Source organism: Streptomyces resistomycificus (assembly GCF_001514265.1).
GTDB classification, from domain to species: domain Bacteria; phylum Actinomycetota; class Actinomycetes; order Streptomycetales; family Streptomycetaceae; genus Streptomyces; species Streptomyces resistomycificus.
The window spans coordinates 55,379-79,048 of record NZ_KQ948989.1; the positions used below are offsets into that span (position 1 = coordinate 55,379).

24 protein-coding genes, 1 pseudogene and 1 riboswitch are annotated in these 23,670 nt (G+C 71.4%); of the genes and pseudogenes, 11 read left to right on the forward strand and 14 right to left on the reverse strand.

Going from position 1 to position 23,670, the window contains the following annotated elements:
• Positions 1–50: 50 nt before the first annotated feature.
• Positions 51–536 carry a nuclear transport factor 2 family protein gene (locus AQJ84_RS05600; RefSeq protein WP_030041442.1) on the reverse strand — a complete coding sequence of 162 codons (486 nt, stop codon included), beginning with the start codon at positions 534–536 and terminating at the stop codon, positions 51–53.
• A 119-nt stretch (positions 537–655) separates the two neighbouring features.
• Between AQJ84_RS05600 and AQJ84_RS05605 the strand changes: the two genes are divergently transcribed.
• Complete coding sequence (locus AQJ84_RS05605; protein WP_030041443.1) at positions 656–1,771, forward strand: AI-2E family transporter; 1,116 nt, start codon at positions 656–658, stop codon at positions 1,769–1,771.
• A gap of 33 nt (positions 1,772–1,804) precedes the next feature.
• Here AQJ84_RS05605 and AQJ84_RS40595 read toward each other — a convergent pair whose 3' ends face one another.
• The 3 genes from AQJ84_RS40595 to AQJ84_RS05615 form a co-directional block, all read right to left on the reverse strand.
• Positions 1,805–1,984: a hypothetical protein gene (locus tag AQJ84_RS40595; protein ID WP_078632009.1), complete on the reverse strand. Its 180-nt coding sequence runs from the start codon at positions 1,982–1,984 to the stop codon at positions 1,805–1,807.
• 114 nt (positions 1,985–2,098) lie between these two features.
• Positions 2,099–2,974 carry an undecaprenyl-diphosphate phosphatase gene (locus AQJ84_RS05610; RefSeq protein WP_030041444.1) on the reverse strand — a complete coding sequence of 292 codons (876 nt, stop codon included), beginning with the start codon at positions 2,972–2,974 and terminating at the stop codon, positions 2,099–2,101.
• Between the two features lie 142 nt (positions 2,975–3,116).
• The gene (locus AQJ84_RS05615) at positions 3,117–3,587 is read right to left on the reverse strand and encodes a winged helix-turn-helix transcriptional regulator (protein ID WP_030041445.1); all 471 of its coding nucleotides are present in this window, start codon (positions 3,585–3,587) and stop codon (positions 3,117–3,119) included.
• Between the two features lie 115 nt (positions 3,588–3,702).
• Here AQJ84_RS05615 and AQJ84_RS05620 point away from each other — a divergent pair, with 115 nt between their 5' ends.
• Positions 3,703–4,872, forward strand: a complete 1,170-nt coding sequence (locus AQJ84_RS05620) for a thiolase family protein (protein ID WP_030041446.1) — start codon at positions 3,703–3,705, stop codon at positions 4,870–4,872.
• A gap of 7 nt (positions 4,873–4,879) precedes the next feature.
• Here the strand turns inward: AQJ84_RS05620 and AQJ84_RS05625 are convergent, their stop codons facing one another.
• Positions 4,880–5,668 carry a TVP38/TMEM64 family protein gene (locus AQJ84_RS05625; protein ID WP_030041447.1) on the reverse strand — a complete coding sequence of 263 codons (789 nt, stop codon included), beginning with the start codon at positions 5,666–5,668 and terminating at the stop codon, positions 4,880–4,882.
• 307 nt (positions 5,669–5,975) lie between these two features.
• Between AQJ84_RS05625 and tuf the strand changes: the two genes are divergently transcribed.
• Both tuf and AQJ84_RS05635 read left to right on the forward strand, forming a co-directional pair.
• Positions 5,976–7,145 carry an elongation factor Tu gene (gene tuf / locus AQJ84_RS05630; RefSeq protein ID WP_030041448.1) on the forward strand — a complete coding sequence of 390 codons (1,170 nt, stop codon included), beginning with the start codon at positions 5,976–5,978 and terminating at the stop codon, positions 7,143–7,145.
• 84 nt (positions 7,146–7,229) lie between these two features.
• Complete coding sequence (locus AQJ84_RS05635; RefSeq protein WP_030041449.1) at positions 7,230–8,075, forward strand: spermidine synthase; 846 nt, start codon at positions 7,230–7,232, stop codon at positions 8,073–8,075.
• A gap of 148 nt (positions 8,076–8,223) precedes the next feature.
• On the opposite strand, the gene AQJ84_RS05640 is transcribed toward AQJ84_RS05635, so the two are convergent.
• Both AQJ84_RS05640 and AQJ84_RS05645 read right to left on the reverse strand, forming a co-directional pair.
• Complete coding sequence (locus AQJ84_RS05640) at positions 8,224–9,216, reverse strand: hypothetical protein (protein ID WP_030041450.1); 993 nt, start codon at positions 9,214–9,216, stop codon at positions 8,224–8,226.
• A 91-nt stretch (positions 9,217–9,307) separates the two neighbouring features.
• Entirely contained in the window at positions 9,308–10,249 is a 942-nt protein-coding gene (locus AQJ84_RS05645) for a hypothetical protein (RefSeq protein WP_030041451.1), read from the reverse strand.
• 85 nt (positions 10,250–10,334) lie between these two features.
• Here AQJ84_RS05645 and AQJ84_RS05650 point away from each other — a divergent pair, with 85 nt between their 5' ends.
• Positions 10,335–10,772, forward strand: coding sequence for a DUF4442 domain-containing protein (locus AQJ84_RS05650; protein ID WP_030041452.1), 438 nt, complete (start codon positions 10,335–10,337; stop codon positions 10,770–10,772).
• Positions 10,773–10,872: 100 nt separating this feature from the next.
• Here the strand turns inward: AQJ84_RS05650 and galU are convergent, their stop codons facing one another.
• Positions 10,873–11,943, reverse strand: a complete 1,071-nt coding sequence (galU, locus tag AQJ84_RS05655) for a UTP--glucose-1-phosphate uridylyltransferase GalU (protein ID WP_079022725.1) — start codon at positions 11,941–11,943, stop codon at positions 10,873–10,875.
• A gap of 478 nt (positions 11,944–12,421) precedes the next feature.
• Between galU and AQJ84_RS05660 the strand changes: the two genes are divergently transcribed.
• Complete coding sequence (locus AQJ84_RS05660; RefSeq protein ID WP_053190833.1) at positions 12,422–14,218, forward strand: RICIN domain-containing protein; 1,797 nt, start codon at positions 12,422–12,424, stop codon at positions 14,216–14,218.
• Positions 14,219–14,399: 181 nt separating this feature from the next.
• On the forward strand, positions 14,400–15,056 hold the full coding sequence (locus tag AQJ84_RS05665) for a DedA family protein (RefSeq protein ID WP_030041456.1): 657 nt from the start codon (positions 14,400–14,402) through the stop codon (positions 15,054–15,056).
• 194 nt (positions 15,057–15,250) lie between these two features.
• Here the strand turns inward: AQJ84_RS05665 and AQJ84_RS05670 are convergent, their stop codons facing one another.
• Positions 15,251–15,781, reverse strand: coding sequence for a gamma carbonic anhydrase family protein (locus AQJ84_RS05670; protein ID WP_030041457.1), 531 nt, complete (start codon positions 15,779–15,781; stop codon positions 15,251–15,253).
• Between the two features lie 103 nt (positions 15,782–15,884).
• Between AQJ84_RS05670 and AQJ84_RS05675 the strand changes: the two genes are divergently transcribed.
• The gene (locus tag AQJ84_RS05675) at positions 15,885–16,637 is read left to right on the forward strand and encodes an acyltransferase (protein ID WP_053190843.1); all 753 of its coding nucleotides are present in this window, start codon (positions 15,885–15,887) and stop codon (positions 16,635–16,637) included.
• Between the two features lie 76 nt (positions 16,638–16,713).
• On the opposite strand, the pseudogene AQJ84_RS43935 reads toward AQJ84_RS05675, so the two are convergent.
• Positions 16,714–16,948: pseudogene (locus AQJ84_RS43935) on the reverse strand (hypothetical protein); the annotation flags it as partial.
• Positions 16,949–17,053: 105 nt separating this feature from the next.
• Between AQJ84_RS43935 and AQJ84_RS05680 the strand changes: the two are divergent.
• Both AQJ84_RS05680 and AQJ84_RS05685 read left to right on the forward strand, forming a co-directional pair.
• The gene (locus AQJ84_RS05680; protein WP_053190829.1) at positions 17,054–17,626 is read left to right on the forward strand and encodes a helix-turn-helix domain-containing protein; all 573 of its coding nucleotides are present in this window, start codon (positions 17,054–17,056) and stop codon (positions 17,624–17,626) included.
• 41 nt (positions 17,627–17,667) lie between these two features.
• The gene (locus AQJ84_RS05685; protein WP_053190826.1) at positions 17,668–18,225 is read left to right on the forward strand and encodes a YbaK/EbsC family protein; all 558 of its coding nucleotides are present in this window, start codon (positions 17,668–17,670) and stop codon (positions 18,223–18,225) included.
• 2 nt (positions 18,226–18,227) lie between these two features.
• Here AQJ84_RS05685 and AQJ84_RS05690 read toward each other — a convergent pair whose 3' ends face one another.
• Positions 18,228–19,391, reverse strand: coding sequence for a cation diffusion facilitator family transporter (locus AQJ84_RS05690; protein WP_030041460.1), 1,164 nt, complete (start codon positions 19,389–19,391; stop codon positions 18,228–18,230).
• A 63-nt stretch (positions 19,392–19,454) separates the two neighbouring features.
• On the opposite strand from AQJ84_RS05690, the gene AQJ84_RS05695 reads away from it, so the two are divergent.
• Positions 19,455–19,814 carry an ArsR/SmtB family transcription factor gene (locus AQJ84_RS05695; RefSeq protein ID WP_053190824.1) on the forward strand — a complete coding sequence of 120 codons (360 nt, stop codon included), beginning with the start codon at positions 19,455–19,457 and terminating at the stop codon, positions 19,812–19,814.
• An 18-nt stretch (positions 19,815–19,832) separates the two neighbouring features.
• Here the strand turns inward: AQJ84_RS05695 and AQJ84_RS05700 are convergent, their stop codons facing one another.
• From AQJ84_RS05700 to AQJ84_RS05710, 3 genes are all read right to left on the reverse strand, one after another.
• Positions 19,833–21,053: a 4-hydroxybenzoate 3-monooxygenase gene (locus AQJ84_RS05700; protein ID WP_030041461.1), complete on the reverse strand. Its 1,221-nt coding sequence runs from the start codon at positions 21,051–21,053 to the stop codon at positions 19,833–19,835.
• A gap of 68 nt (positions 21,054–21,121) precedes the next feature.
• Entirely contained in the window at positions 21,122–22,765 is a 1,644-nt protein-coding gene (locus AQJ84_RS05705) for an APC family permease (RefSeq protein ID WP_030041462.1), read from the reverse strand.
• 194 nt (positions 22,766–22,959) lie between these two features.
• Positions 22,960–23,367: a CoA-binding protein gene (locus AQJ84_RS05710; RefSeq protein ID WP_030041463.1), complete on the reverse strand. Its 408-nt coding sequence runs from the start codon at positions 23,365–23,367 to the stop codon at positions 22,960–22,962.
• Positions 23,368–23,440: 73 nt separating this feature from the next.
• Positions 23,441–23,629, forward strand: a riboswitch (cobalamin riboswitch).
• The last annotated feature ends 41 nt before the right edge of the window (positions 23,630–23,670 follow it).

A 23,670-nucleotide genomic window follows, 5' to 3' on the forward strand; every position in this document is an offset into this window, starting at 1 on the left:
GTGTCTCCAGTGTGCGTTCCGGCGACGCACACGGGACAGCGGGCGTCGGCTCAGTTGATCACAGGCGCCGGGTGACCGTCCGGCAGGCGCCGCCACTTCTCCCGGACGAGCACCTCGCGCAGCCGCCAGCCGTCGTACGTGCGGAGCAACCCGAAGACGTACCGCCCGCCGCACACGAAGTCGGGGGCGGACGATCCGTTCACGTCACCGGCGAGGCGCATCGGGTTGACGTAGTCGGCATGCACCTGGGCCGTGTCGCCGGTGTCCTGTTCCAGTACGCCGAAGCGGACCCGGCGGTTGACGATCAGATGCTGGCGCATGGCGAAGAGCCGCATGCTCTCCTCCAGCCACGAGGCGACCTTCCCGGCGTCTCCCTCGATGCCCCCCGCCGACCGGTAGTCGGCTCTCCCGTCGGGCGTGAACAGCTTTCGGTACGCCTCCCAGTCGCCGTCGTCCACCGCCATCGCGTACTCGGTCACCAGCCCGTCGACGGCCAGCCGGTCCATCACGGTCGCGAGCTCCACACGCTGCGTCATCGGCTCAGTGTTGGGCATGGCGGGGGTGCCGCCAAGGGGCGTGCGGTGTCCAAGTCCCCGATTCCCCCTGACGGGCGGTGCCTGCGAGCTGTGAACGGCGTACCAATAAGGTGACCTCCATGCCTGCCACGTTGAGTTCCACGAAGAGTCGCGCCGCGTTGCGCACGTCGGCGCGAGTCTCCGCCGAGTTGCTGTTGGTACTCGTGATGCTCACGGTGGCCCTGTGGGCGCTGGGGCGGATGTGGTCGATCGTCTGGCCGCTCATAGTCGGCCTGCTGCTCACCACGCTGACCTGGCCCCTGACGCGCTTCCTGCGCAGTCGCGGGTGGCGTCCGGCCCTGGCGGCGGCCACGGTGACCGTGCTGTTCCTCCTGGTGGCGGCAGGGGTCGTGGCGCTGATCGCGGTGCCGGTGGCGTCCCAGTCGGGCGAGTTGACCGACGGGGTCGGCGAGGGCATCCAGCGGCTGCGCGAGTGGGCCGCAGGGCCGCCGCTGAACATCAGCGACGACCAGATCACCAAGGCGTTCGACACCGCGACCGACCGCGCTCAGGAGGGTCTCGGCAGCATGGTCGGCGCCGTCGTCACCGGGGTGAGCACCGTGGTCAACGGCCTGGTCACGGCCGTCCTCGCGCTGTTCCTCATGTTCTTCTTCCTCAAGGACGGCCCCCGCTTCCTGCCGTGGCTGGCCCGTCAGCTGCCGGGCCGGCTCGCCACCGACGTCCCGACCGTGGCCGCACGCAGTTGGGACACCCTGGGCGCGTTCGTGCGGTCGCAGGCACTCGTCGGTCTGCTCGACGCCGTATTCATCGGTCTCGGCCTGTGGATCCTGGGGGTGCCGTTGGTGCTTCCGCTGGCGGTGCTGACCTTCGTCTCCGCGTTCGTGCCGATCGTGGGCGCCCTCTTCGCCGGATTCGTCGCGGTCCTCATCGCCCTGGTCTCGAACGGGCTGACGGACGCGCTGATCGTGCTGGCCATCATCGTCGGCGTGCAGCAGCTCGAGGGCAACGTGTTCCAGCCCATGATCCAGAGCCGCGGTCTCGGGCTGCACGCGGCGGTGATCCTGCTCGCGGTGACCCTCGGCGGCAGCATGGCCGGCATCGTGGGCAGCCTGCTCGCCGTGCCTCTCGCCGCGCTGATCGCGGTGGTCTGGAACTACGTACGCGAGCAACTCAGCGAACCGGAGCTGGAGTTGCCGGACGACGAGTCGTCCGCCGGCGCCCCCCTCCCCTCGTAGGGGAGGCTGTACGGCGCGCTCGGACGGGGAGCTTCAGGCCGCTTCGACCACGGCGCCGCGGATCGCTGCCGCCCACTCGACCACCAACAGCTCGTACTCCGCGCGCTCCTGGGTCGAGAGGGTGCCGCCCGCGCGCAGCCAGAGCGCGCGGATCTGCTCGTTCACCTCGGCAGCAGACCGCACGGAACCAGGGGCCACGGAATTGGGGGACATGCCCACAAGCCTAAGGGCAGGAACTGACCGTGCGCTACCGAACGGCTACTGATCCCGTATGTGATTGGTCACGGGAACTGCCGTGCCATCCGGGCGAGTTGGCGTAAGGCCAGGTCAGCCCGCGGACTCCGCCGCGTGCGGGCTGAGCACACCCATCGTGACCAGCACGATGATCACGACGCCGAGGGCGATGCGGTACCAGACGAACGGCATGAAGCTCTTGGTCGAGATGAACTTCATGAACCAGGCGATGACGGCGTAGCCGACCACGAAGGCGATCACCGTGGCGAAGATCGTCGGCCCCCAGGACACGTGGTCGTTCTCCATCGCGTCCTTGAGCTCGAAGAGTCCGGAGGCGAGCACCGCGGGGATGGCGAGCAGGAAGGAGTAACGGGCCGCGGCCTCGCGCTGGTAGCCCATGAAGAGGCCGCCGCTGATGGTGGCGCCGGAACGGGAGACGCCCGGCACCAGGGCGCAGGCCTGGCACAGACCGAAGATCAGACCGTCCTTGACGCTCAGGTCCTCGAGCGACTTGCGCTGCTTGGCCGCACGGTGCCGGCCGCCGCTCTCGTCGCGCGCCGCCAGCCGGTCGGCGACACCGATGACGATGCCGACCACGATGAGCATCGTCGCGGTGATCCGCAGATCCCTGAACGGCCCCTCGATCTGGTCCTTGAGCGTCACTCCGAGCACACCGATCGGGATCGAGCCGACGATGACCAGCCAGCCCATCTGCGCGTCGTGGTCGCCGCGCATCTCCTTGTTGGTGAGCGAGCGCGTCCAGGCCGAGATGATCCGCCCGATGTCCTTGCGGAAGTAGATCAGGACCGCGGCCTCGGTGCCGATCTGGGTGATCGCCGTGAAGGCCGCGCCCGGGTCCTCCCAGCCCGAGAAGGCCGCTGTCAGGCGCAGGTGCGCGCTGGAGGAGACGGGGAGGAACTCGGTCAGCCCCTGGACGAGTCCGAGGATGAGGGATTCAAACCAAGACATGAGGTTACGGAGTCCAAGCGCTGATCGTGGTGAGGAGCGACGGGCACGCCGAGCCGCGGTACGCGGTGATCGGAAGTGTCGAGGGGCAGCGTAGCGCCCTGAAGTGACAGCGCCGGCACGGGGGTTTCGGAGCGGGGGTGCGCTACGCGGCCGTCGGTCCCGCCACCGTCCAGCCCGCGGTCCGGGGGTGTGCCGTCAGATCCTCGTGCCGGACCTCGTCTCCGCAGGCCCGGCAGGTGACGACCGGTGCCAGGATCTCGCCGCAGACGTGCCGGACCACCATCGGGCGGTCGTCGTCACTTCGCAGGTGGCGGTCGCCCCAGGCCATCAGGGTCATCAGGACCGGTTCCAGTTCGAGCCCCGCCCGGGTCGGCCGGTACTCGAAGCGCTGCGGGCGCTCCTGGTACGCCTCCTTCGTCAGGATCCCGGCGTCCACCAGCCGGCGCAGCCGGGTGGCGAGGATGTCGCGCGGAGCGCCGATGTTGCGCACCAACTGGTCGAAGCGGCTGTTGCCGAGGCACACCTCACGCAGGACCAGCAGTGAGTACTTCTCGCCGACGAGTGCGAGCGCGTCGGCGATGGAGCAGGGGCGCGGGTCCTTGGTGGCGGCCATGGCGCCCAGTGTAGGGGAGGGTTGGAAATTCCAACGCACGGGGCTAGGGTGAGTTTGAATTTCCTACTCGCCGGTGCGCGACAGCGGCTGCCGGCAGCCATCCTGGAGGCCGCACATGCGCGACGCAGTGATCGTCGAAGCCGTACGCACTCCCGTGGGCAAGGGCAAGCCGAACGGCGCTCTCGCCCACGTCCACCCCGTCGAACTCCTCGCCCACACCCTCCGCACCCTCGTCGAGCGCACCGGCGTCGACCCCGCGCTGATCGACGACGTCATCGGCGGCACCGTCGACCAGGTCGGCGAGCAGGCCATGAACACCACCCGCTACGCCGTCCTGTCGGCGGGCTTCCCGGAGACCGTCCCCGCGACCACCGTGGACCGACAGTGCGGCTCCTCCCAGCAGGCCGTGCACTTCGCGGCGCAGGGCGTGATGTCCGGCGCGTACGACCTCGTCGTCGCCTGCGGTGTCGAGTCGATGAGCCGGGTCCCGATGTGGTCGAACGTCCCGGCGGGGAAGGACCCCTTCGGACCGGGCGTCGCCGAGCGCTACCCGGAGGGCCTCGTCCCGCAGGGGATCAGCGCCGAGCTGATCGCCGCCAAGTGGTCGATCACCCGCGAGCAGATGGACGCCTTCGCGGTCTCCTCGCACCACAAGGCCGCCGCGGCCTGGGACGCGGGCTTGTTCGACGCCGAGGTCGCGCCCCTGGAGGGCGTCGTGCGCGACGAGTGCGTACGGCCGGGCAGCACCGCCGAGACCCTGGCGGGCCTCAAGCCCGCGTACTACGACCCGGCCTTCGCCGAGCGCTACCCGCAGATCGAGTGGAACGTCACCGCGGGCAACGCCAGCCCGATCAACGACGGGGCGTCGGCCGTGCTCATCACCTCCGGCGAGACCGCGACCCGCCTGGGCCTGCGCCCGCTCGCCCGCCTGCACAGCTTCGCCGTCACCGGCTCCGACCCGGTCCTCATGCTCACCGGCGTGATACCGGCCACGGAGAAGGTCCTGCGCAGGGCCGGACTGTCCCTCGGCGACATCGACCTGTTCGAGGTCAACGAGGCGTTCTCCAGCGTGGTCCTGGCCTGGCAGCAGGAGACTGGTGCCGATCCGGCCAAGGTCAACGTGCACGGCGGCGCGATCGCCCTCGGCCATCCGCTCGGGGCGAGCGGCACCCGGCTGACGGCCACCCTGGCGCACGCGATGCGCGAGCGCGGCGCCCGCTACGCCCTGCAGACGATGTGCGAGGCGGGCGGACTCGCCAACGCGATGATCCTCGAAAGCGTCTGAGGCGGCGTCACCGGCCGGGCAGGTGGTGGCGCTTGCGCCAGGCCACCGCCGCGCCGACGAGCGCGGGCAGCGCGATGCAGGCCATCGCGATCAGGAAGGCCGGCGACGTCGGCGTGGAGGCACGGGCGCCCGCCACGACGTAGGCGGCGGTGTTCGGGATCGAGCCGAGCGCCGTCGCCAGCAGGAAGGGGAGGTATTTCATGCGGGAGACGGCGGCGCAGTAGTTCGCGGCCCAGAACGGCACCCCCGGGAACAGCCGGGCCGCCAACATCGAACGGAAGCCGTGCCGGCTGAGCTGCCCGTCCGCGGCCTTCAGCCACCGGCCGCGCAGCAGTGGACGCAGCGCGTCCTGCCCGAGTATCCGGCCGAGGCCGAAGGCGAGACCGGCGCCGAGCACCGTCCCCGCGATCGCCGCGCCGGTGCCGAGCTGGGAGCCGAAGAGCGCGCCCGCCGCGAGGTTCAGCAGCGGGCGGGGCACGAAGGCGACGGTGCACAGCCCGTACGCCACCGCGAACACCAGCGCCGCCACCGCTCCGCCGAGCTCGGGTGGCCAGCCGTCGGCGAGCAGTCGCTGCGGTTCGAAGAGCAGCACGGTCGACGCGGCGCCCGCGAGCAGGGCGATCAGCAGGGACAGGCGCGACCACGGAGACAGCAGCACTCTCGTGCAACGCGCGGCAAGGCCCGCCGGAGCGGGTGCGGCGAGCTCCGGAGCGGGGACGGCGAGGGCGAACTCCGTGGCGGCGGCCCGGGGAGTGGCCGTGGCGGTGCCCCCAGAGCGGGTGGTGGCATCGAGCATCCAGTGACGGTAACCGACGGACATGTGTGATCGCCGTATGGATCCCGCCCGTTGTCCGCCCCGGCACCGCGGAAAACCATTCGACGTGCGACAACGCGTCAGCCATGATCTGCGTCATGTTCCGGTACGCCTTCCTCGTCGCAGCATCCGCAGTCGCGGATGCGCCGAAGGCTGCCGTTCTCTTCCCGGCCGCTGTCGACGGCGCCCGAAGCTGACCCTCTCCGGATCGTCCGGCGGACCCCGCAGGGGGAGGGTCGGCGAGTCCTCGGGGTCCCCATCTCCTACGCAGAGGCTTCGAGGTATCGCCATGCCCAAGACGGCTTACGTCCGCACCAAACCCCATCTGAACATCGGCACGATGGGGCACGTGGACCACGGCAAGACCACCCTGACCGCCGCCATCACCAAGGTGCTGGCCGAGCGCGGCTCCGGCACGTTCGTGCCCTTCGACCGCATCGACCGGGCGCCGGAGGAGGCGGCGCGGGGCATCACCATCAACATCGCGCACGTCGAGTACGAGACCGACACCCGGCACTACGCGCACGTCGACATGCCAGGCCACGCCGACTACGTCAAGAACATGGTCACCGGCGCCGCGCAGCTGGACGGGGCGATCCTCGTCGTCTCCGCGCTCGACGGGATCATGCCGCAGACCGCCGAGCACGTGCTGCTCGCCCGGCAGGTGGGCGTGAACCACGTCGTCGTCGCCCTCAACAAGGCCGACGCGGGCGACGAGGAGCTCAACGACCTCGTCGAGCTGGAGGTGCGCGACCTGCTCACCGCGCACGGCTACGGCGGTGACTCCGTGCCCGTCGTACGGGTCTCGGGGCTGAAGGCCCTGGAGGGCGACCCGCGCTGGACGGCGTCGGTCGAGGCGTTGCTCGACGCGGTGGACACCTATGTGCCGATGCCCGAGCGGTATGTGGACGCGCCGTTCCTGATGCCCGTCGAGAACGTCCTGACCATCACGGGCCGCGGGACGGTCGTCACGGGTGCGGTCGAGCGCGGCACGGTACGGCTGGGTGACCGCGTCGAGGTGCTCGGCGCCGACGTGGAGACCGTGGTCACCGGTCTGGAGACCTTCGGCAAGCCCATGGAGGAGGCGCAGGCCGGCGACAACGTGGCCTTGCTGCTGCGCGGGGTCCAGCGCGACGCCGTACGGCGAGGACACGTGGTGGCCGCGCCGGGGAGCGTGGTGCCCGGCCGGCGCTTCACGGCGCAGGTGTACGTGCTGTCGGCGCGGGAGGGCGGGCGTACGACGCCCGTCGCCACCGGGTATCGGCCGCAGTTCTACATCCGGACCGCGGACGTGGTAGGTGACGTGGACCTCGGTGAGGTCGCGGTGGCCCGGCCGGGGGACACGGTCGTCATGACCGTGGAACTCGGGCGGGAGGTACCGCTGGAGCCCGGTCTCGGGTTCGCCATCCGTGAGGGCGGGCGGACCGTGGGGGCGGGGACCGTGACCGCCGTCGAGTGAAGGGGGCCGTCGCCCGCGGGGGACCGTGGGCCGGTCGCGGCCGGCCCACGGTCCCCCTCACGCCTGCACAGGCACAATGGGCGGGTGAGCGAAGCCATACCCGTCACCCGAGCCGTCGACCACGGCACCGCCAAGCTGATGCCCGACGTCGACCGGGAACGGGCCTGGCTGCTCACCGTGGACGGGGCGCCCCAGTCGTACGTCGATCTGGACGAGCCGGAGCACCTGGAGTTCGAGTACGCGCGGCGGCTCGGGCACGTGCTGGACACCGTCGCGGAGACCGGCCGGGCGCTGGACGCACTGCACCTCGGCGGGGGCGCGCTCACCCTGCCCCGGTACCTGGCCGCCACCCGGCCCGGCTCCCGGCAGGACGTCGTCGAGGCCGACCGAGGGCTGTTGGAGCTGGTCGCCGAACAGCTGCCGCTTCCGGACGACGCGGGCGTCACCCTGCACGCGGCGGACGCCCGCGCCTGGCTGGAAACCGCCCCCGACGACCTCGCCGACGTCCTGGTCGCCGACGTCTTCGGCGGCTCCAGAGTGCCCGCCCACCTGACGTCCCTCGCCTACGCCCGTGACGCGGCGCGGGTGCTGCGCGGCGACGGCGTCTACCTGGCCAACCTGGCCGACGCGGCGCCCTTCTCCTTTCTGCGCTCCCAACTCGCCACCTTCGCCACGGTGTTCGAGGAGCTGGTGCTGATCGCCGAGCCGGGCGTGCTGCGCGGGCGCCGCTTCGGCAACGCGGTGCTCGTCGCCGCCCACCGGCCGCTCGACACGACCGCTCTCGCCCGGCTCACCGCCTCCGACGCCTTCCCGGCCCGGGTCGAACACGGGCCCGCCCTGCGGAAGTTCATCGGCGGCGCGACGCCGGTCCACGACGCGGACGCCGTACCGTCGCCCGTGCCCCCGGACGGGGCGTTCGGCGTCGGGTGACGCGGTTGGGCCGAAAGGACCGACCGGGTCTACCGCGGACACCTGCGGTAGACCCGGAGGCGGCCCGGCGGTAGACCCGGTAAGCGCGGCCCGGCGGTAGACCCGGTAAGCGCGGCCCGGCGGTAGACCCGGTAAGCGCGGCCCGGCGTCAGCCCGTCGGCTCGCCGTGCAGGCGTACGGTGCTGAGGATCTTCATGATGGTCTCCTTGGAGACCTCTTCGTCGACGCCCTTGGCGCCGTAGAAGTTCCACGACACGAAGTCACCGGCGGAGTTCTTGAAGCCGAAGGTGATCGCCTTGCCGTCGGTGACGCACTTGCCCTTCGCGGGCGTGTCCTTCGACGACGCCCAGGCGTAGCTGCCCTCGACGCCCGACGTGGTCGTGTAGGGCGTGGCCTTCTTGTCGAGCGTGATGCTCTTCTTGTCCGGCTGCGTGTAGCCGCCGTAGACCCACCAGGCCGGCGTGTTGATGGCGATCTCGTCGGTGTCCTTGGCTCCGTTGGCGCCCTTGGTGCCGGTCGCGGCCAGGGACATGGTGTCGGTGTTGCCGTCCTTGTCGTCGTCGGACTCGCACCACTTGGACTTGAGGATCGCCGGCGCCGACATCGTGATGATCGGCTTGATGTCGTCCGAGTTCTCCTCCTCGAAGGCGACGGCCGACCGCGGGGACTGCACCTCCCAGTCCGCCGGCACGTCGAAGGCCGTACCCCACTTGGGGTTGACGACGATCTTCCAGCCGCTGATGGTCGCCTTCTCGGCGTCACCGCCGCGCGGGTCGTCCTCGGAGGGGGACGCGCTCGGCTCGGAGGCGCTCGCGGACGGCTTCACGTCCTTGCCGTCCGCCACGTTCTCCTTGTCGTCGCCGCCCAGCACCAGGAATCCGGTCACACCGGCGGCCACGACCACGGCCAGCGCCGCCACGATCGCGACGACCTTCGTCCGGTTGCCGCCGTCACCGGGCGGCGGTCCGGGCGGGCCGGCCGGCCCCGGAGCACCCCACTGCGGTTGCTGCGGATAGGTGTTGGGCTGCTGGAATCCGGGCTGCTGGTACGGATTCGGCTGCTGGTACCCCGGCTGCTGGTACGGGTTGTGCTGCTGTTGCGGGTTCTGCTCGCCCCCGGGCGGCTGCTGTCCTGGCCACATGGGCAGCCACCCTAGTCCCGCCAGGGACACGATCAGGTCACCGGGCCTTGTCAGGGACGTAGCAAAACGGTGCCGCGGTGGATCAACTCGCCTACGTGGACGGGGGTGTGTAGAGCCGTACGGTCTTCATGATTTCGCGGACCGTGGCATCCGGGACCTCGTCGTCCACGCCCGCGACCCCGACCAGCGACCAGGACGCGAAGTCGCCGTCCGTGTTCGTGAAGGCGAAGGTCGTCGCCTTGCCCTCGGTGTCGCACTTGTCCTTCCTGACGGCCCCGGAGGACCGGGAGGTGGCGGTACTGCCGGTGAGGCCGGAGGTCGTGGTGAAGGAGGTGACCGGCCCGGTGGTGACCTTCTTGCGGTCCGGTTGCGTGTAGCCGCCGTAGACCCACGTCGAGGAGTCGGTGCGGGCTATCGCCTCCGTGCTCTTGGCGCCGTTGTTGCCCCTGGTGCCCACGGCGGCCAGCGACGTGTAGTCCTTCTCGCCGTCCTTGTCGTCGTCCGACCCGCACCACTCCTCCTTGAGGTACGCGGGAGCCTTCATGGCGACGAGGGGCTTGTCCTGCGGGTCGTCGTTCTCGGAGACCCAGGAGACCCAACCCGTGGACTGCGGCGCCCAGTCGGACGGGACGTCGAAGGCGACGCCGAGGTCGGGGTTCACGACGACCTTCCAGCCGGCCACGGTGGGCTTCATGCCGTCGGCGGCGCGGGGGTTGCCCGAGGGGGAGGGGGACGCCGACGCCGGGGAGGTCGTCGGGCCGGGGCCGGCCTCGTCGTCCGAACCGCCGCCCAGGAGCACGGCGCCGGTGACGGCGGAGGCCAGCACCACGGCCGCGGCGACGCTGATCGCCACCACCTTGGTGCGACGCCCGCCGCCCGGCGGAGCGGGCACCAGGGTGGGCGCGTCCCACGGCTGGGGCTGCCCGGCATACGGGTTCGCCTGGTGGTATCCGGGCTGCTGGTAGGGGTTCTTCTCAGCCGGGTGCTGCTGCGGGTCCTGCCCGCCCCCCGGCGGCTGCTGTCCTGGCCACATGGGCGGTAAGGATACGGCGATCACCCGGGGGCTCTGGCCCCGCGAGGCTACTCATGGGTAACATGACGGCATGAGCGCAGATCAGATGTCCATCGGCGAGTTGCTCGCCGCCACGGTGCCGATGGTTCGCACGCTGAACCTGGAGTACCTGGAGACCACCCCGGAGCAGGCCGTCCTGGCCCTCCCGGACCAGAGCGAGTACCGCAATCACGTGGGCGGGCCGCACGCCGGCGCGATGTTCACGCTGGGGGAGTCGGCCAGTGGGGCGATCGTCCTGGCGGCCTTCGGCGACCAGCTCTCGCGGGCCGTGCCGCTGCCGGTGACCGCCGAGATCGCGTTCAGGAAGATCGCCCTGGGGCCGGTCACCGCCACCGCGACGCTCGGCCGCCCCGCCGCCGAGGTCGTCGCCGAGCTCGACGAGGGCAAGCGCCCGGAGTTCCCGGTGTCCGTCGCCATCCGGCGCGAGGACGGGGCGGTCACCACCGAGATGACCGTGGTCTGGACCCTCCGGCCCAACGGCTGAGTCAGGGCTCACGGCACGGGCGGGGAGGTGGACGGCCGGCCGCGTCCGGCCGTCCACCTCCGCCCTCACCAGGAAGCGGACGGGTGCTCGGCCGCCCGGATCAGGCGGCGGACCGCTCGCGTCCGGCGCTTTTGGTGTCCAGGCGTCCGGTGGTCCGGCCGTCGTTCACCTCCGCCGTCCCGGCCCCGTCGACCGCGGCCGCCCCGGCGCCGATCACCTCCGCCGTCCGGGCGTCCCGCAGCCCCGCCGGCCCGGTGTCCGCCAGCCCCGCGACGAACTCCCTGAGCCAGCCCACGAACTCGGGTCCGAGGTCGTCGCGGTCGCAGGCCATGCGGACGACCGTGCGCAGGTAGTCGGCCTTGTCGCCGGTGTCGTAGCGCAGTCCGTCGAAGACGACCGCGTGCACGGTGCCGCCGGTGGCCAGTTCCTGGAGGGCGTCGGTGAGCTGGATCTCGCCGCCGCGGCCGGGCGGGGTGCGCTCCAGGATGTCGAAGACGGCGGGGTCGAGGACGTAGCGGCCGATGACGGCGTAGGCGCTGGGGGCGTCCTGTGCCGCCGGCTTCTCGACCAGGCCGGTGACGCGGACCACGTCGTCCTGCCCGGTGGGTTCCACGGCCGCGCAGCCGTAGAGGTGGATCTGTTCGCGGGGGACCTCCATGAGGGCGACCACGCTGCCCGCGTGCTGGTCGCGGACCTCCAGCATCCGGCCGAGCAGGGTCTCGCGTGGGTCGATGAGGTCGTCGCCGAGCAGGACGGCGAACGGCTGGTCGCCGATGTGGCGGCGGGCGCAGAGCACGGCGTGCCCGAGGCCGAGGGGTTCGCCCTGGCGGATGTGGTGGATGTCGGCCAGGCGTGCGGGGTCGCGTACGGCGTCCAGTCGGACCGTGTCGCCCTTGGCCGCGAGGACCTGCTCCAGTTCGAAGGCGTTGTCGAAGTGGTCCTCGATGGCCCGCTTGTGGCGGCCGGTGATCATCAGTATGTCGTCGAGGCCGGCGGCCGCCGCTTCCTCGACGACGTACTGGATGGCCGGCTTGTCCACGACCGGGAGCATCTCCTTGGGTGTCGCCTTCGTGGCGGGCAGGAAGCGGGTGCCGAGGCCGGCGGCGGGTACGACCGCCTTGCGGACCGGGCGGGCGGGGGCGTGGGTGGTTGTCGAGTGGGGGGCGATCATGCGGCTCATGCTGGCGTACGACGATGGGAACACCCCGAGAGAAAGCTCTGAGCCCGCTGTGTGACGCGGTGGGAAGTTGGAGATTTCGTGTGCCAACCGGTCTGCGGGGCACACAACTTGACGACGTCACTCCGGGGTATTTTCGAATGTGGGTGCGGATACCGACGGTAACTTTTCTGAAGTCGCCTCTTTTTGAACTCCGGTCACTCGAACTTCTTGTTTACTGTGACGCGCTTGTGCGAAAGTGAGCGGCCCCTGACCGACCGCTCATTACCGACCGCACCGACTGCTCAAAACCGACCCGCACCTGACGCGGTATAGGTACGCACCAATCAGGCACCTGCTTTCCTACGGACGCGCATTCCCCATGCCGTCCTGCGGCTTGGAAGGAATTGGTCCAGTGCAATCCGCCTACCCCCCACGGCCCCCGTACCCTCCCCGCCCCGGATCGAGCCCCGGGGAGTCGGACCGCGACCTCATGGCCCGACTCGACGGACCTGCCCCGGACGCCCAGGCCGTTGCCCTGCTGATGGCCCGTCACTGGCGGGCGACCTATGACTACGCGGTCATCTGCCTGGTCTCGTCGGCCGGTTCGGCGTCCATGGCGGCCGCCGCCGCGTTCCACCGGGTACTGGAACGGGCGGGCGGCGGAGCCGTGCGGCCCCAGCTCCTGAGGGCGGTACGGGAGACCGTCAAGGAGTGGGCGTCGGACGACGGCATTTGCGCCGTACTGCCTGAACTCCGCAAACCGACCGGCGGTCGCGGACTGCGGGCCGCGAGGTCGGCCACCCCCGAAAGGCGACAGCTCGCCGAGCGCGCATTCCAGGGACTTCCCGGCGCCTCGCAATGCCTGCTGTGGCATACGGAGGTCGAAGCCGAGCCCATATCCGTACCGGCCGGACTGCTGGGCGTGGACGCGGCCCGCGCATCGGCCGCCCTGGAACAGGCCCGCGAGCAATTCCGGGCGGGCTGCGCACGGGCCCACCGGGAACTCGCGCCCACCCGGGAATGCCGCTTCTACAACCGTCTGCTCGACGTGCCCATTCGCCGGGGCGGCTCCCTGCTGCCCGACGTACAGGAGCATCTGACGGCGTGCCGGTACTGCCGGCACGCGGCGGAACAACTCAGTCATTTCGAGGGCGGACTGGAGGAGTTGCTCGCCGAGACCGTCCTGGGCTGGGGCGCCCGCCGCTATCTCGACTCCCGGCCGGGTCGCGGAGGCGGCCAGGCCGCTCCGGCCGCGCGTCCCGCCGGACGGCCGAGGCCCGGCGGCCGCCACCGCCCCGCCCACCGCCCCGCCCAGGCAGGCCCCCTCGCTGCACCCCGCCGGCACACCAAGACGGTGCTCGTGGGGGCCGGGCTGACCTCCCTCGCCCTGCTGGCGACCGTGCTCGTCGCCCGGAGCTGGTCCGAGGAAGGCGGCGAACCCGGCCCCCGCGCCACCTGGGGCGCGTCCAGCGGAAACTCCGTCTCCCCGGGCACCTCGGGCGACGGCCCGTCCGGCGGGTCCCCGTCCGCCGCGTCCGTGGGCAACCCCGTCGAGGTCGGGCACGGCCGGTTCCGCAACGTCGCCGCCGGACTGTGCCTCGACGTACGAGGCGGCCGGGCCGAGGACGGAGCCGGGGCGGTGCTGAAGGCGTGCTCCACGGCCCGGACCCAGCAGTGGTCGTACGAGGACGACGGGCTGCTGCGCAGTGCCGTCGACCCCAGGCTCTGCCTCGACGCGGACGCCGACGAGGAAACGGTCGTCGTGGCCGACTGTCTGGTGCACGCCGGTGAGGTCCGCTACGACCTCACCGTCCGGGGTGAACTGCTGCTGCGCCGGGGCGGCGGGCTGCTCGTCGAGGACGGCCCGGGCACGGCCGTGGTAGTCGCCGAACGGGACGGATCGGCGGAGCAGCAGTGGGTGCTGGAGAGCGCGGGCGGTGACAGGGGCGGCGCGGAGAAGCGGAGCGGGACGCCGGACAGCCGCTCGAAGACGCCGGACTCGGCACCGGAGGACTCGTCGTCACCCGACGGCGACGCACTGAGCGAGGATCCGACGTCGCCGCAGGATGCCCCGGTGGCGCCGCCGCAGTTCGAGAGGCGGATGGCCCAGGTCGACGCCGACTCCGGTCAAGATCCGGCCGCACCGGCGGCGGACGCCGAGGCCCTCACCGGCGAGGCGCTGGACACGGCCGGGTCGGTCGTCGACGCGGCGGCCACGACCCTCGACCGGTCGGTCGGCGCGGCGACCGCGACCCTCGACCGGTCGGTCGGCGCGGTGCTCCGCTAGAGCGGGTCGACCGGCCGGAGCACGCACGCAGGGCGGGGCGGTGGGCCGGGGAGGCCGGTGCGACCTGTGGGACGCCGAGGCGTCCCGTTGACCCGGTAGGCTTCCCGGCGTGCGCCTGCCCTGAGGGCGCGCGCCGGGACCGCCCGGGATCACAGGGACGCGAATTCGGGAGGAACCGGCGTTGCACGTCCAGGACTGGCTCGACACGGTGCCCGCGGCAGCCGTCTACGCCCTCGTGGGAATCGTCATCGGTCTGGAGAGCCTGGGCATTCCGCTGCCCGGCGAGATCATCCTGGTCTCGGCCGCGTTGCTGTCCTCGCAGCACGCCGGCATCGACCCGGTGATCCTCGGAGCGTGCGCCACCGTCGGCGCGATCGTGGGCGACTCGATCGGCTACGCCATCGGCCGCAAGGGCGGGCGGCCGTTGCTCGCCTGGCTCGGCGGGAAGTTCCCCCGGCACTTCAGTGAGGGACACATCGCCACGGCCGAGCGTTCCTTCGAGAAGTGGGGCATGTGGGCCGTCTTCTTCGGCCGCTTCGTCGCCCTGCTGCGCATCTTCGCGGGGCCGCTCGCGGGCGTGCTGCGGATGCCGTACTGGAAGTTCCTGATCGCCAACGTGCTCGGCGGGATCGTCTGGGCGGGCGGCACGACCGCCGTCATCTACTACGTCGGTATCGTCGCCGAGTCGTGGCTGAAGCGGTTCTCGTGGCTGGGACTGGTCGCGGCGGTCCTCGTCGGGCTCACGTCGATGCTGGTGCTCAAGCGCAAGGCGAAGGCGGCGATGGCGGAGAAGCAGACGGCCGTGTCCGGGCCGGAAGCCGTGCCGGCCGCCGACTAGCACTTCCCGGCACGCGCCACCGGGCAGACCCCGGCGGCCCCACGGTTCAGGCTGGGGTCCCCACGCATCAGGCCTGGGGGCCCACGCTTCAGGCTTGGCGGCCCCAGGGTTCAGTCCCGGTAAACCACGTTTCAGTCCCGGTGGAACAAGGCTCAGTCCCGGTGGACCAAGGCTCAGTCCCGGTCGATCACGGTTCAGTCCCGGTGGATCTCGTCGTGGGCCTTCGCGAGGTCCGCGTAGAGCGTGCCGTTCAGGGTGACTCCCTGGCGCTCCTCCTCCGTCAGCTCACGCCTGACCTTCGCGGGGACGCCCGCCACCAGTGAACCCGGCGGCACCTGCATCCCCTGCGGGACCAGCGCCTGCGCGGCGACCAGGGATCCCGCCCCGATCACCGCCCCGTTGAGGACCGTCGCGCCCATGCCGACCAGGCAGTCGTCGCCGACCGTCGCCCCGTGCACCACGGCGTTGTGGCCGACGGACACGCGCTCGCCGATGGTGACGGGGAATCCGGGATCGGCATGGAGCGTGCAGTTGTCCTGGATGTTGCTCCGCTCGCCGACGGAGATCCGCTCGACGTCTCCGCGCAGCACCGCCCCGTACCAGACGCTCGCCCCCGCCCGAAGCGTCACGTCCCCGATCACCGAGGCGGTGGGCGCGACGAACGCTGCGTCGTCCACCTTCGGTTCCCGGCCGCCGATACCCGTGATCAACGCCTTCTGCGTCATCTCGCCTCCTGGTCCTGTGCACCGCACCGTACGCCACCCGGTGGGGCGAAGATCACAGCACCACCGGCTCATGGGTCCACCCGGCGCTGAGTACGGTGAGCGGGTGCCGAAGAAGAACACGTTCTCATCATGGCGACGCGGCGTCGTGCAGCGGGCCGTGCACGCGGGCTGGGCCTGGGTGCAGCGCACCGGCTCGGTCACCGCCGACCACCCGGGACGTTTCCGCTTCGGCGCCCTCGGCACCGGCACCCGGCTGGCCTTCCCGCTGGGCACGGTCTTCGGCGAACCCTGGATCCACCTCGGCTCGCACTGCATCGTCGGCGAACAGGTCACCCTGACCGCGGGTCTGATGCCCGACCTCGACCTCGGCCCGGACCCCATCCTGCGGATCGGCGACGGCGTGGTCCTCGGCCGGGGCAGCCACGTCATCGCCGACACCACGGTCACCATCGGCAGCGACTGCTACTTCGGGCCGTACGTCTACGTCACCTCCACGAACCATTCCTACGACGACCCGCACGAGCCCATCGGCAAGCAGTGGCCCCGGATGGAACCCGTGGAGATCGGGCCGGGCTGCTGGATCGGCACGGGCGCGGTCATCCTGCCCGGCGCGCGCGTCGGCCGGAACGTGGTCGTCGCCGCTGGTGCCGTGGTCCGCGGTGTGGTGCCGGACCACGCCGTCGTAGCGGGGGCACCCGCCCGGGTCGTCCGGCGCTGGACGCCGGGCGACGGCTGGCAGCCGCCGCTCAGGACACCGGCGCCGGTGCCGATTCCCGAGGGGGTCACCCCGGCGCAACTGCGCAGGCTGGCGGACCTGGACGAGGCGACGGCGGCGAAGCTCGCCGAGCTGGACTGACTCGGCTCGTCGCCAGCAGCAGGGTGCTCACCAGGGCCAGTCCCGCTCCCACCGCCTGGGCGGCCCGCAGCCGTTCGCCCACCATGCCTGCGGCGACCGCGACCACAGCCGTGGTCCGGCCTCGCTCCAGCCGTGGTCGGGCCTCGCTCCAGCCGCCGGTGGCCACGACGACCGCGCCGAGCGCGATCGCCTCGATCGTCTGCGCGACCACCACCACCGTCGGGGCCGGGGTATGCCGGGGTCAGCAGCCCGCCGCCGAAGTCGGCCAGGCCCCACAACAGGCTGGTGGTCGGGGCGAGGAGTGCTGTCACCGGTGACCTCGCAGTACAGTTCGGTGAACGATCGGGTGCACCACACAATAGTGCAGTGCAATGAACCCTTTCATTCAAAATATTGGCCTAGATGGTGGACGGAACGTGTCGGACCTCGACCTGCTGACCCAGTCCCTGGCGCGCAACGTCAAGCGCTGGCGTACCGAGCGCGGCTTCACCCTGGACGCGCTCGCCGCACGCGCCGGGGTCAGCCGCGGCATGCTCATCCAGATCGAGCAGGCCCGCACCAACCCGAGCCTCGGCACGGTCGTCAAGATCGGCGACGCGCTCGGGATCAGCATCACGACCCTGCTCGACTACGAGCAGGGCCCCAAGGTGCGGATCATCCCGCCCGAGCAGGTGGTACGTCTGTGGCACACCGACGCGGGCAGCTACAGCCGGCTGCTCGCCGGCACCGAGGCGCCCGGCCCGCTGGAGATGTGGGAGTGGCGGCTGATGCCGGGCGAGAGCAGCCGGTCGGATCCGCACCCCGTCGGCACGGTGGAGATCGCCCACGTCACGGCGGGCGAGCTGACGCTGACCGTCGAGGACGCGGAGTACCGCGTCCCGGCCGGCTCGAGCGTCACGTTCGAGGCCAACGCCCCGCACGCGTACGGCAATCGGGGTGACGTACCGGCGGAGATGACGCTGACGGTGTCGGTCCCGGCCGTCCACTGACGTCGAGGCCGCGGCCGCGACGGCCTTGTTAGCGTGCCCTCATGCACGCACCCATCGGCCACTTCGAGCACGCCACTCCCGCCCCCGACGCCCTCGACGAGCTGACCGGCCCCGTCGCCGACGCCGTACGCCACTGGAGCGGCAGCGTCCCCGCCGAGCGGATCGTCTACGTGGACACCGACCCGCGGTGGGCCGACACCGCCGTCTTCGTGGAGCACTACGGCCGCGAGCTGCTGGAGCGGTCGGCGAACTGTGTGGTCGTCGCGGGCCGGCGGGGTGGCGAGAGCACTCTGGCGGCCTGCGTCGTCCTGTCCACCGCCCGAGTCGACGTCAACGGCGTCGTCCGCCGTCAACTCGGCGCCCGCAAGGCCTCGTTCGCCCCGATGGACACGGCGACCGGTGAGACCGGCATGGAGTACGGCGGCATCACACCCATCGGGCTGCCCGGGGACTGGCCCGTGTTGGTGGACTCCGCCGTCGTCGACCTGCCCTATGTCCTGGTGGGCAGCGGACGCCGACGCGGCAAGCTGCTGGTGCCCGGCAAGGCGTTCGCGGAGCTGCCCGGCGCGGTGGTGCTGGAGGGATTGGGAGTCGCCTGACCTCAGGCGGGCGAGGAACGTGCGGCCGTGTGGTGCGCGAGGGCGTGATGCGGGTCCGCCCGGCCCGGTTGCGGCGCCGGGTCGGCGTGCACGAGAGCCGCGGTGAGGCGGGGCACGGCGTGCAGCAGGGCGTGTTCGGCGTCCACGGTGATGGCGTGCGCCTGGCGTACCGTCGCCTCGCCGTCCACCACGACCGCCACCTCGGCGCGCAGCCGGTGCCCGATCCAGCGCAGCCGCAACTCGCCCACCGCGCGCACCCCCTCGACCTCCGTCAGCGCCTGTTCGGCCCGGTCCACCAAGGCCGGATCGACGGCGTCCAGCACCCGCCGGAACACCTCGCGCGCGGCGTCCCGGAGCACCAGCGCGATGGCGGCGGTGATGGCCAGTCCCACCACGGGGTCCGCCAGGTGCCAGCCGAGGGCCGAACCGCCCGCGCCCAACAGCACGGCCAGTGACGTGAACCCGTCCGTACGGGCGTGCAGTCCGTCCGCGACCAGCGCGGCCGAGCCGATGTCACGGCCCACCCGGATCCGGTACCGGGCCACCCACTCGTTGCCCGCGAAACCGACCAGCGCGGCCACCGCGACCGCCGGCACGTGTTCGACCGGCCGCGGATCGAACAGCCGGTCCACCGCCGCCCACCCCGCGAACGCCGCCGACGCGGCGATCGTCAGCACGATCACGATGCCCGCCAGATCCTCGGCGCGGCCGTAGCCGTACGTGAAACGCCGCGTCGCCGCGCGCCGCCCCAGCACGAACGCGATCCCCAGCGGTACGGCGGTCAGCGCGTCCGCGGCGTTGTGCACCGTGTCGCCGAGCAGGGCGACCGACCCTGAGAGGGCCACCACGAAGGCCTGCGCCAGCGCCGTCGCCCCCAGCACCGCCAGCGAGATCCACAGGGCCCGCATGCCACGGGCGGAGGACTCCAGGGCGGAGTCGAGCCTGTCGGCGGTCTCGTGGGAGTGGGGGGAGAGGAGGTGGGTGAGGCGGTGACGGAGGGGGGCCTTCGGGTGGTGCGGGTGCGGGTGCGGGTGGTGGGGGTGCGTGTGCTCGCGACGGCTGTGCGGGTCCCCGTGGTCGTGCCCATGTCCCTGCTCGTGGGCGTGGGCGTGGCCGTGCGCGTGCCCCTGGCCCTGCCCGTGCTCGTGGTCGTGCCGGTCGTTCACGTGGGTCCCCTTCCGGTGCGCCGGGAGTGGACGTGAGGCGCCCACGAGGCCCATTATGTGCGTATGAGCGCACGCATGCACCTATCACCTGCGCACGATGCGCACCCGCGCACTCCGGGCGAGGAGCAGTTCGCCCTCGCCGCCGACATCCTGGCCCTGCTCGGCGACCGGACCCGGCTCGCCCTGCTGCATGCCCTGGCCGGGGGAGAGGCCGACGTCACGTCGCTCACGGAGGTGTGCGGGGCGGCGCGGCCGGCCGTCAGCCAGCACCTGGCCCGGCTGCGGCTGGCCGGTCTGGTGAACACCCGCAAGGAGGGCCGCCGGGTGATCTACTCACTGCGCGACGGCCATCTGCGTCGGTTGGTGGACGAGGCCCTGAACGTGGCCGACCACCGGCTCAGCGACCGGCCGCTGCACGACTGACGGACGGGCGCGGGCCGGTCAGTAACCGGAGGCGGTGCCCAGGTACTGCTCCGCGAAGGCCGCCGCGGCCCTGGGGGAGGTGAACAGGCGGCGGAGGCGGGCGAAGGTGGTGCCCGCGCGGTAGGCGTCGCCCGAGGAGGTGCCGTGGTAGACCTCCGAGAGCCACTGGGAGAACTCCTGGTAGTCCCACACCCGCCGCAGACAGGTCTCCGAGTACCCGTCGAGTCCGCTCTCGTCACCCCCGGTGAGATAGCCGACCAGGGCGTCGCCGAGGAGGAAGGCGTCGTGCAGGGCGAGGTTCATGCCCTTCGCGGCGATGGGGGCGGTCAGGTGGGCGGCGTCCCCGGCCAGGAAGAGCCGGCCGAACACCATGGGTTCGACGACGTAGTTGTGCATGTCCAGGACGCGCTTCTCGATCAGCCGCCCCTCGGTGAGCGGGCCGGTGCCCGTCGCCGCGAGGCGTAGCCGGAGCTCGGACCAGACCCGTTCGTGCGACCAGTTCTCCGGGTCGTCGCCGGGCGGGCACTCCAGGTAGTAGCGGGTCACCTCGGGACTGCGGGCCATGTGCCCGGCGAAACCGTTCGGGTGGATGCCGAACACCACACAGTCGTTGGACGGCGGCGCCTCGGCGAGCAGCGCCAGCCAGCCGACGCCGTAGTCGTGCCGGGAGATGCGCGCCTGCCCGGGCAGCGCGGTGCGGGTGACCCCGCGCCCGCCGTCGCAACCCGCGACGAAGTCGCACTCGACGATCTCGCGCTCGCCCGTCTCCGCGGAGACGTACGACACCGAGGGGCGGGCGCTGTCCAGATCGTGCAGCCGGACGTCCCGCACTGCGAACCGCGCCTCGCCGCCCCGCACGTCCACGTACTCGCGCACCAGGTCCGTCACCAGGAACTGCTGCGGGTAGATGAAGTGGTGAGTGTCCGTCAGTTCGGCGTAGGAGAAACGGAAGCGCTCGCCCCCGAACCGGAACTCGCACTCGCTGTGCAGCTGCGCCCGCTCCAGCAAGGTCTCCGCGAGGCCGCGCTGTTGGAGGCCGCGCACGGCCCACTCCTCGATGACGCCCGCCCGGGGCCGCCGCTCGATGAACTCGCGGGTCTCCGTCTCCAGGACCAGACAGTCGACGCCTGCGGCCCGCAGGACGTTGCCGACGGTGAGGCCGGCGGGTCCGGCGCCCACGACGACGACCGGAAAACGCTGCGGGGCACCGGAGTCGAGGTGGACGGCAGTGGAGTTCACCCGAACATTATGTCGGGCTGAACCGGGCGGGGCGGCGGGGCAACGGGCAACGGGTCGGGCGGCGGGCCTCAGTGCGCCGGTGCCTCCGTCACCGCCACGTCGTCGATGCTCCGCTCGATCTCCTCCGGACGGGACGCGGACCCCCGCGCCCAGTAGTAGATCGCCAGCGAGAAGACCGTGACGACCAGGATGTCCCACCACAGGGGGATGCGGCCCCGGCCGCCGAAGCTGCCCAGCCAGGAGATGAGGCCCATGCCCACCAGGTAGACCGGCAGCCACTGGGCAGCCTTCCAGTCCAGGCGCGGTGCGTCGGGCAGGCCCTTGCGGGTGGCGTACCAGGCGTACCCGCCGAGGAGGACGTAGCCGAGGACGATGGCCAGGCCGAGCCGCCACAGGGTGTCCCAGGTGGACCAGTAGATGATGAGGTTGGCCACCACGAAGGACAGCGGGGCGATCACCGTGCCGCCGGGCAGCCGGTAGGGACGCTCGTGGTGCGGCAGGCGGTCGGCGAAGACGCCGTACGCCAGGGGGGCGCCCGCGTACATCAGGACGCTCGCCGAGGTGATGAAGCTGACGAGTTCCTGCCAGCTGGGGAAGGGCAGGAAACAGATCACGCCGGTCACGAAGGAGATGAGCAGCCCGAACCACGGCACGCCCCGCGCGTCGGTCCGTTCGAAGAGCTTGGGGGCGTAGCCGTTCCTGGCCAGGCCGTAGGAGACGCGGGCGGTCGCGGTGGTGTAGATCAGGCCGGTGCCGCCGGGGGAGACCACGGCGTCCAGGTACAGCACCACGGCCAGCCAGCCCAGCCCGACGAGGGTCGCCAGGCCCGCCCAGGGGCCGTCGATGCCCGGGTAGTCGAGCCTGGCCCAGCCGTGCGCGAAGGCGTGGTGCGGCAGGGCGGCGATGAACACCACCTGGAGCAGTACGTAGACGACCGCGCCGATGGCCACGGAACCGAGTGTCGCCCTCGGCAGGTCCCGCTTCGGGTCGCGGCTCTCGCCCGCGAGTTGGATGGCCTGCTCGAACCCGAGCAGGGCGAAGATGATGCCGCTGGTGCTGATCGCGGTCAGCACGCCCTTGGCGCCGAACGGCGCGAAGCCCTCCGAGGTGAAGTTGCCGGGGTGGAAGTTGCCGACCGCGATGATGAAGATGGCGGCCAGCGGTACCGCGATCTTCCACCAGGTCGCGGCGCTGTTGGTGTGGGCGAGGGCCCGTACACCGAGGAAGTTGACGACGACGAAGACGGCCATCAGCGCGACGGCCACGAACAGACCGCTGCTCGTCAGTGTGCCGTCCGGGTGGTGCTGGAAGCCCCGGGCCCAGGACCAGTGCCCGGCGTATCCGATCATGGCCTCGACCTCGATCGGCGCCACGGTCGCCGCCTGGAGCCAGGAGAACCAGCCGAAGGACATGCCGGCCAGACCGCCGAACGCGTAGTGCGGATATCGCGCGGTGCCGCCCGCGACCGGGAACATTCCGCCGAGTTCCGCGTGCACCAGCGCGAGCAGCACGATCGCCACCGCGCCGATCACCCAGGAGATGACGGCCGCGGGACCGGCCGCGGCGACCGCCTTCTCGGCGCCGTAGAGCCAGCCGGATCCGATGATGGAACCGACCGACGCCCACATCAGGCCGATCAGTCCGACGTCCCGCCGCAGTCCGCCGCCCGGGCCCTTCGTGGCCTCCGGGGCGGCGTGATCAACGCTTACCATTTCTTAAGAGGCCTCTCATAAAGCAGATGCTTTTACTGTGCAAGAGGCTTCAGATTAGGAATCACGCGCCGTCGCGCTGAAGGCGGTTGTCGAATTTTGACTGGTGTGCGGGGAATTCCTGGAACGTTATTCAGGAATTGCGGACGCGGTGGAAACCCGAGTGACCACCTGAGCTGTCAGGGGTCGGTCCGTCCTCACCCCAGCCGCGGGATCTCGATCGCCGGGCAGCGGTCCATCACCATCTCCAGGCCCGCTTCCCGGGTGCGGTCGTACGCCTCCTCGTCGATGACCCCGAGCTGGAACCAGACCGCCCGCGCCCCCTTCGCGACGGCCTCCTCGGCGACCGCCCCGGCGAGCTCGCTGTTCACGAACACGTCGACGACGTCCACGTCGAAGGGGATGTCCGCGAGCGAGGCGTACCCCTGCTCGCCGTGCACCGTCTCCGCCTTGGGGTGCACCGGCACGACCCGTTTGCCGTAGCGCTGCAGCACCTCGGCGACGCCGTACGCGGCGCGCCGTCGGTTCGACGACAGGCCGACCACGGCCCAGGTGTCGCCGAGCCCGGTGAGGATCTTGCGGACTGTTGCCTCGTCGCCGTACACCGTCGGTCTCCAGGGGTCGTATCAGCACTGACGCCTGGCACAACAGTGCGCCGGTCTCGGGGATTCCCCGCCGTGATAGCTTGCCGAGGCCAGTCGAACCCATGAACGTGGGTCAGGGAATCCGGTGTGAATCCGGAGCTGACGCGCAGCGGTGAGGGGGACGGGCGGGGCATCGGCCACTGGACGACTCTCGAGTCGTCCGGGAAGGCGCTCCGACCGGCTGAACCCGAGTCCGAAGACCTGCTGGCGGCCCCCGCGGTCGAGCTACGGCGGGGGAGTTCCGTACGACCGGGCTCCGCGTTC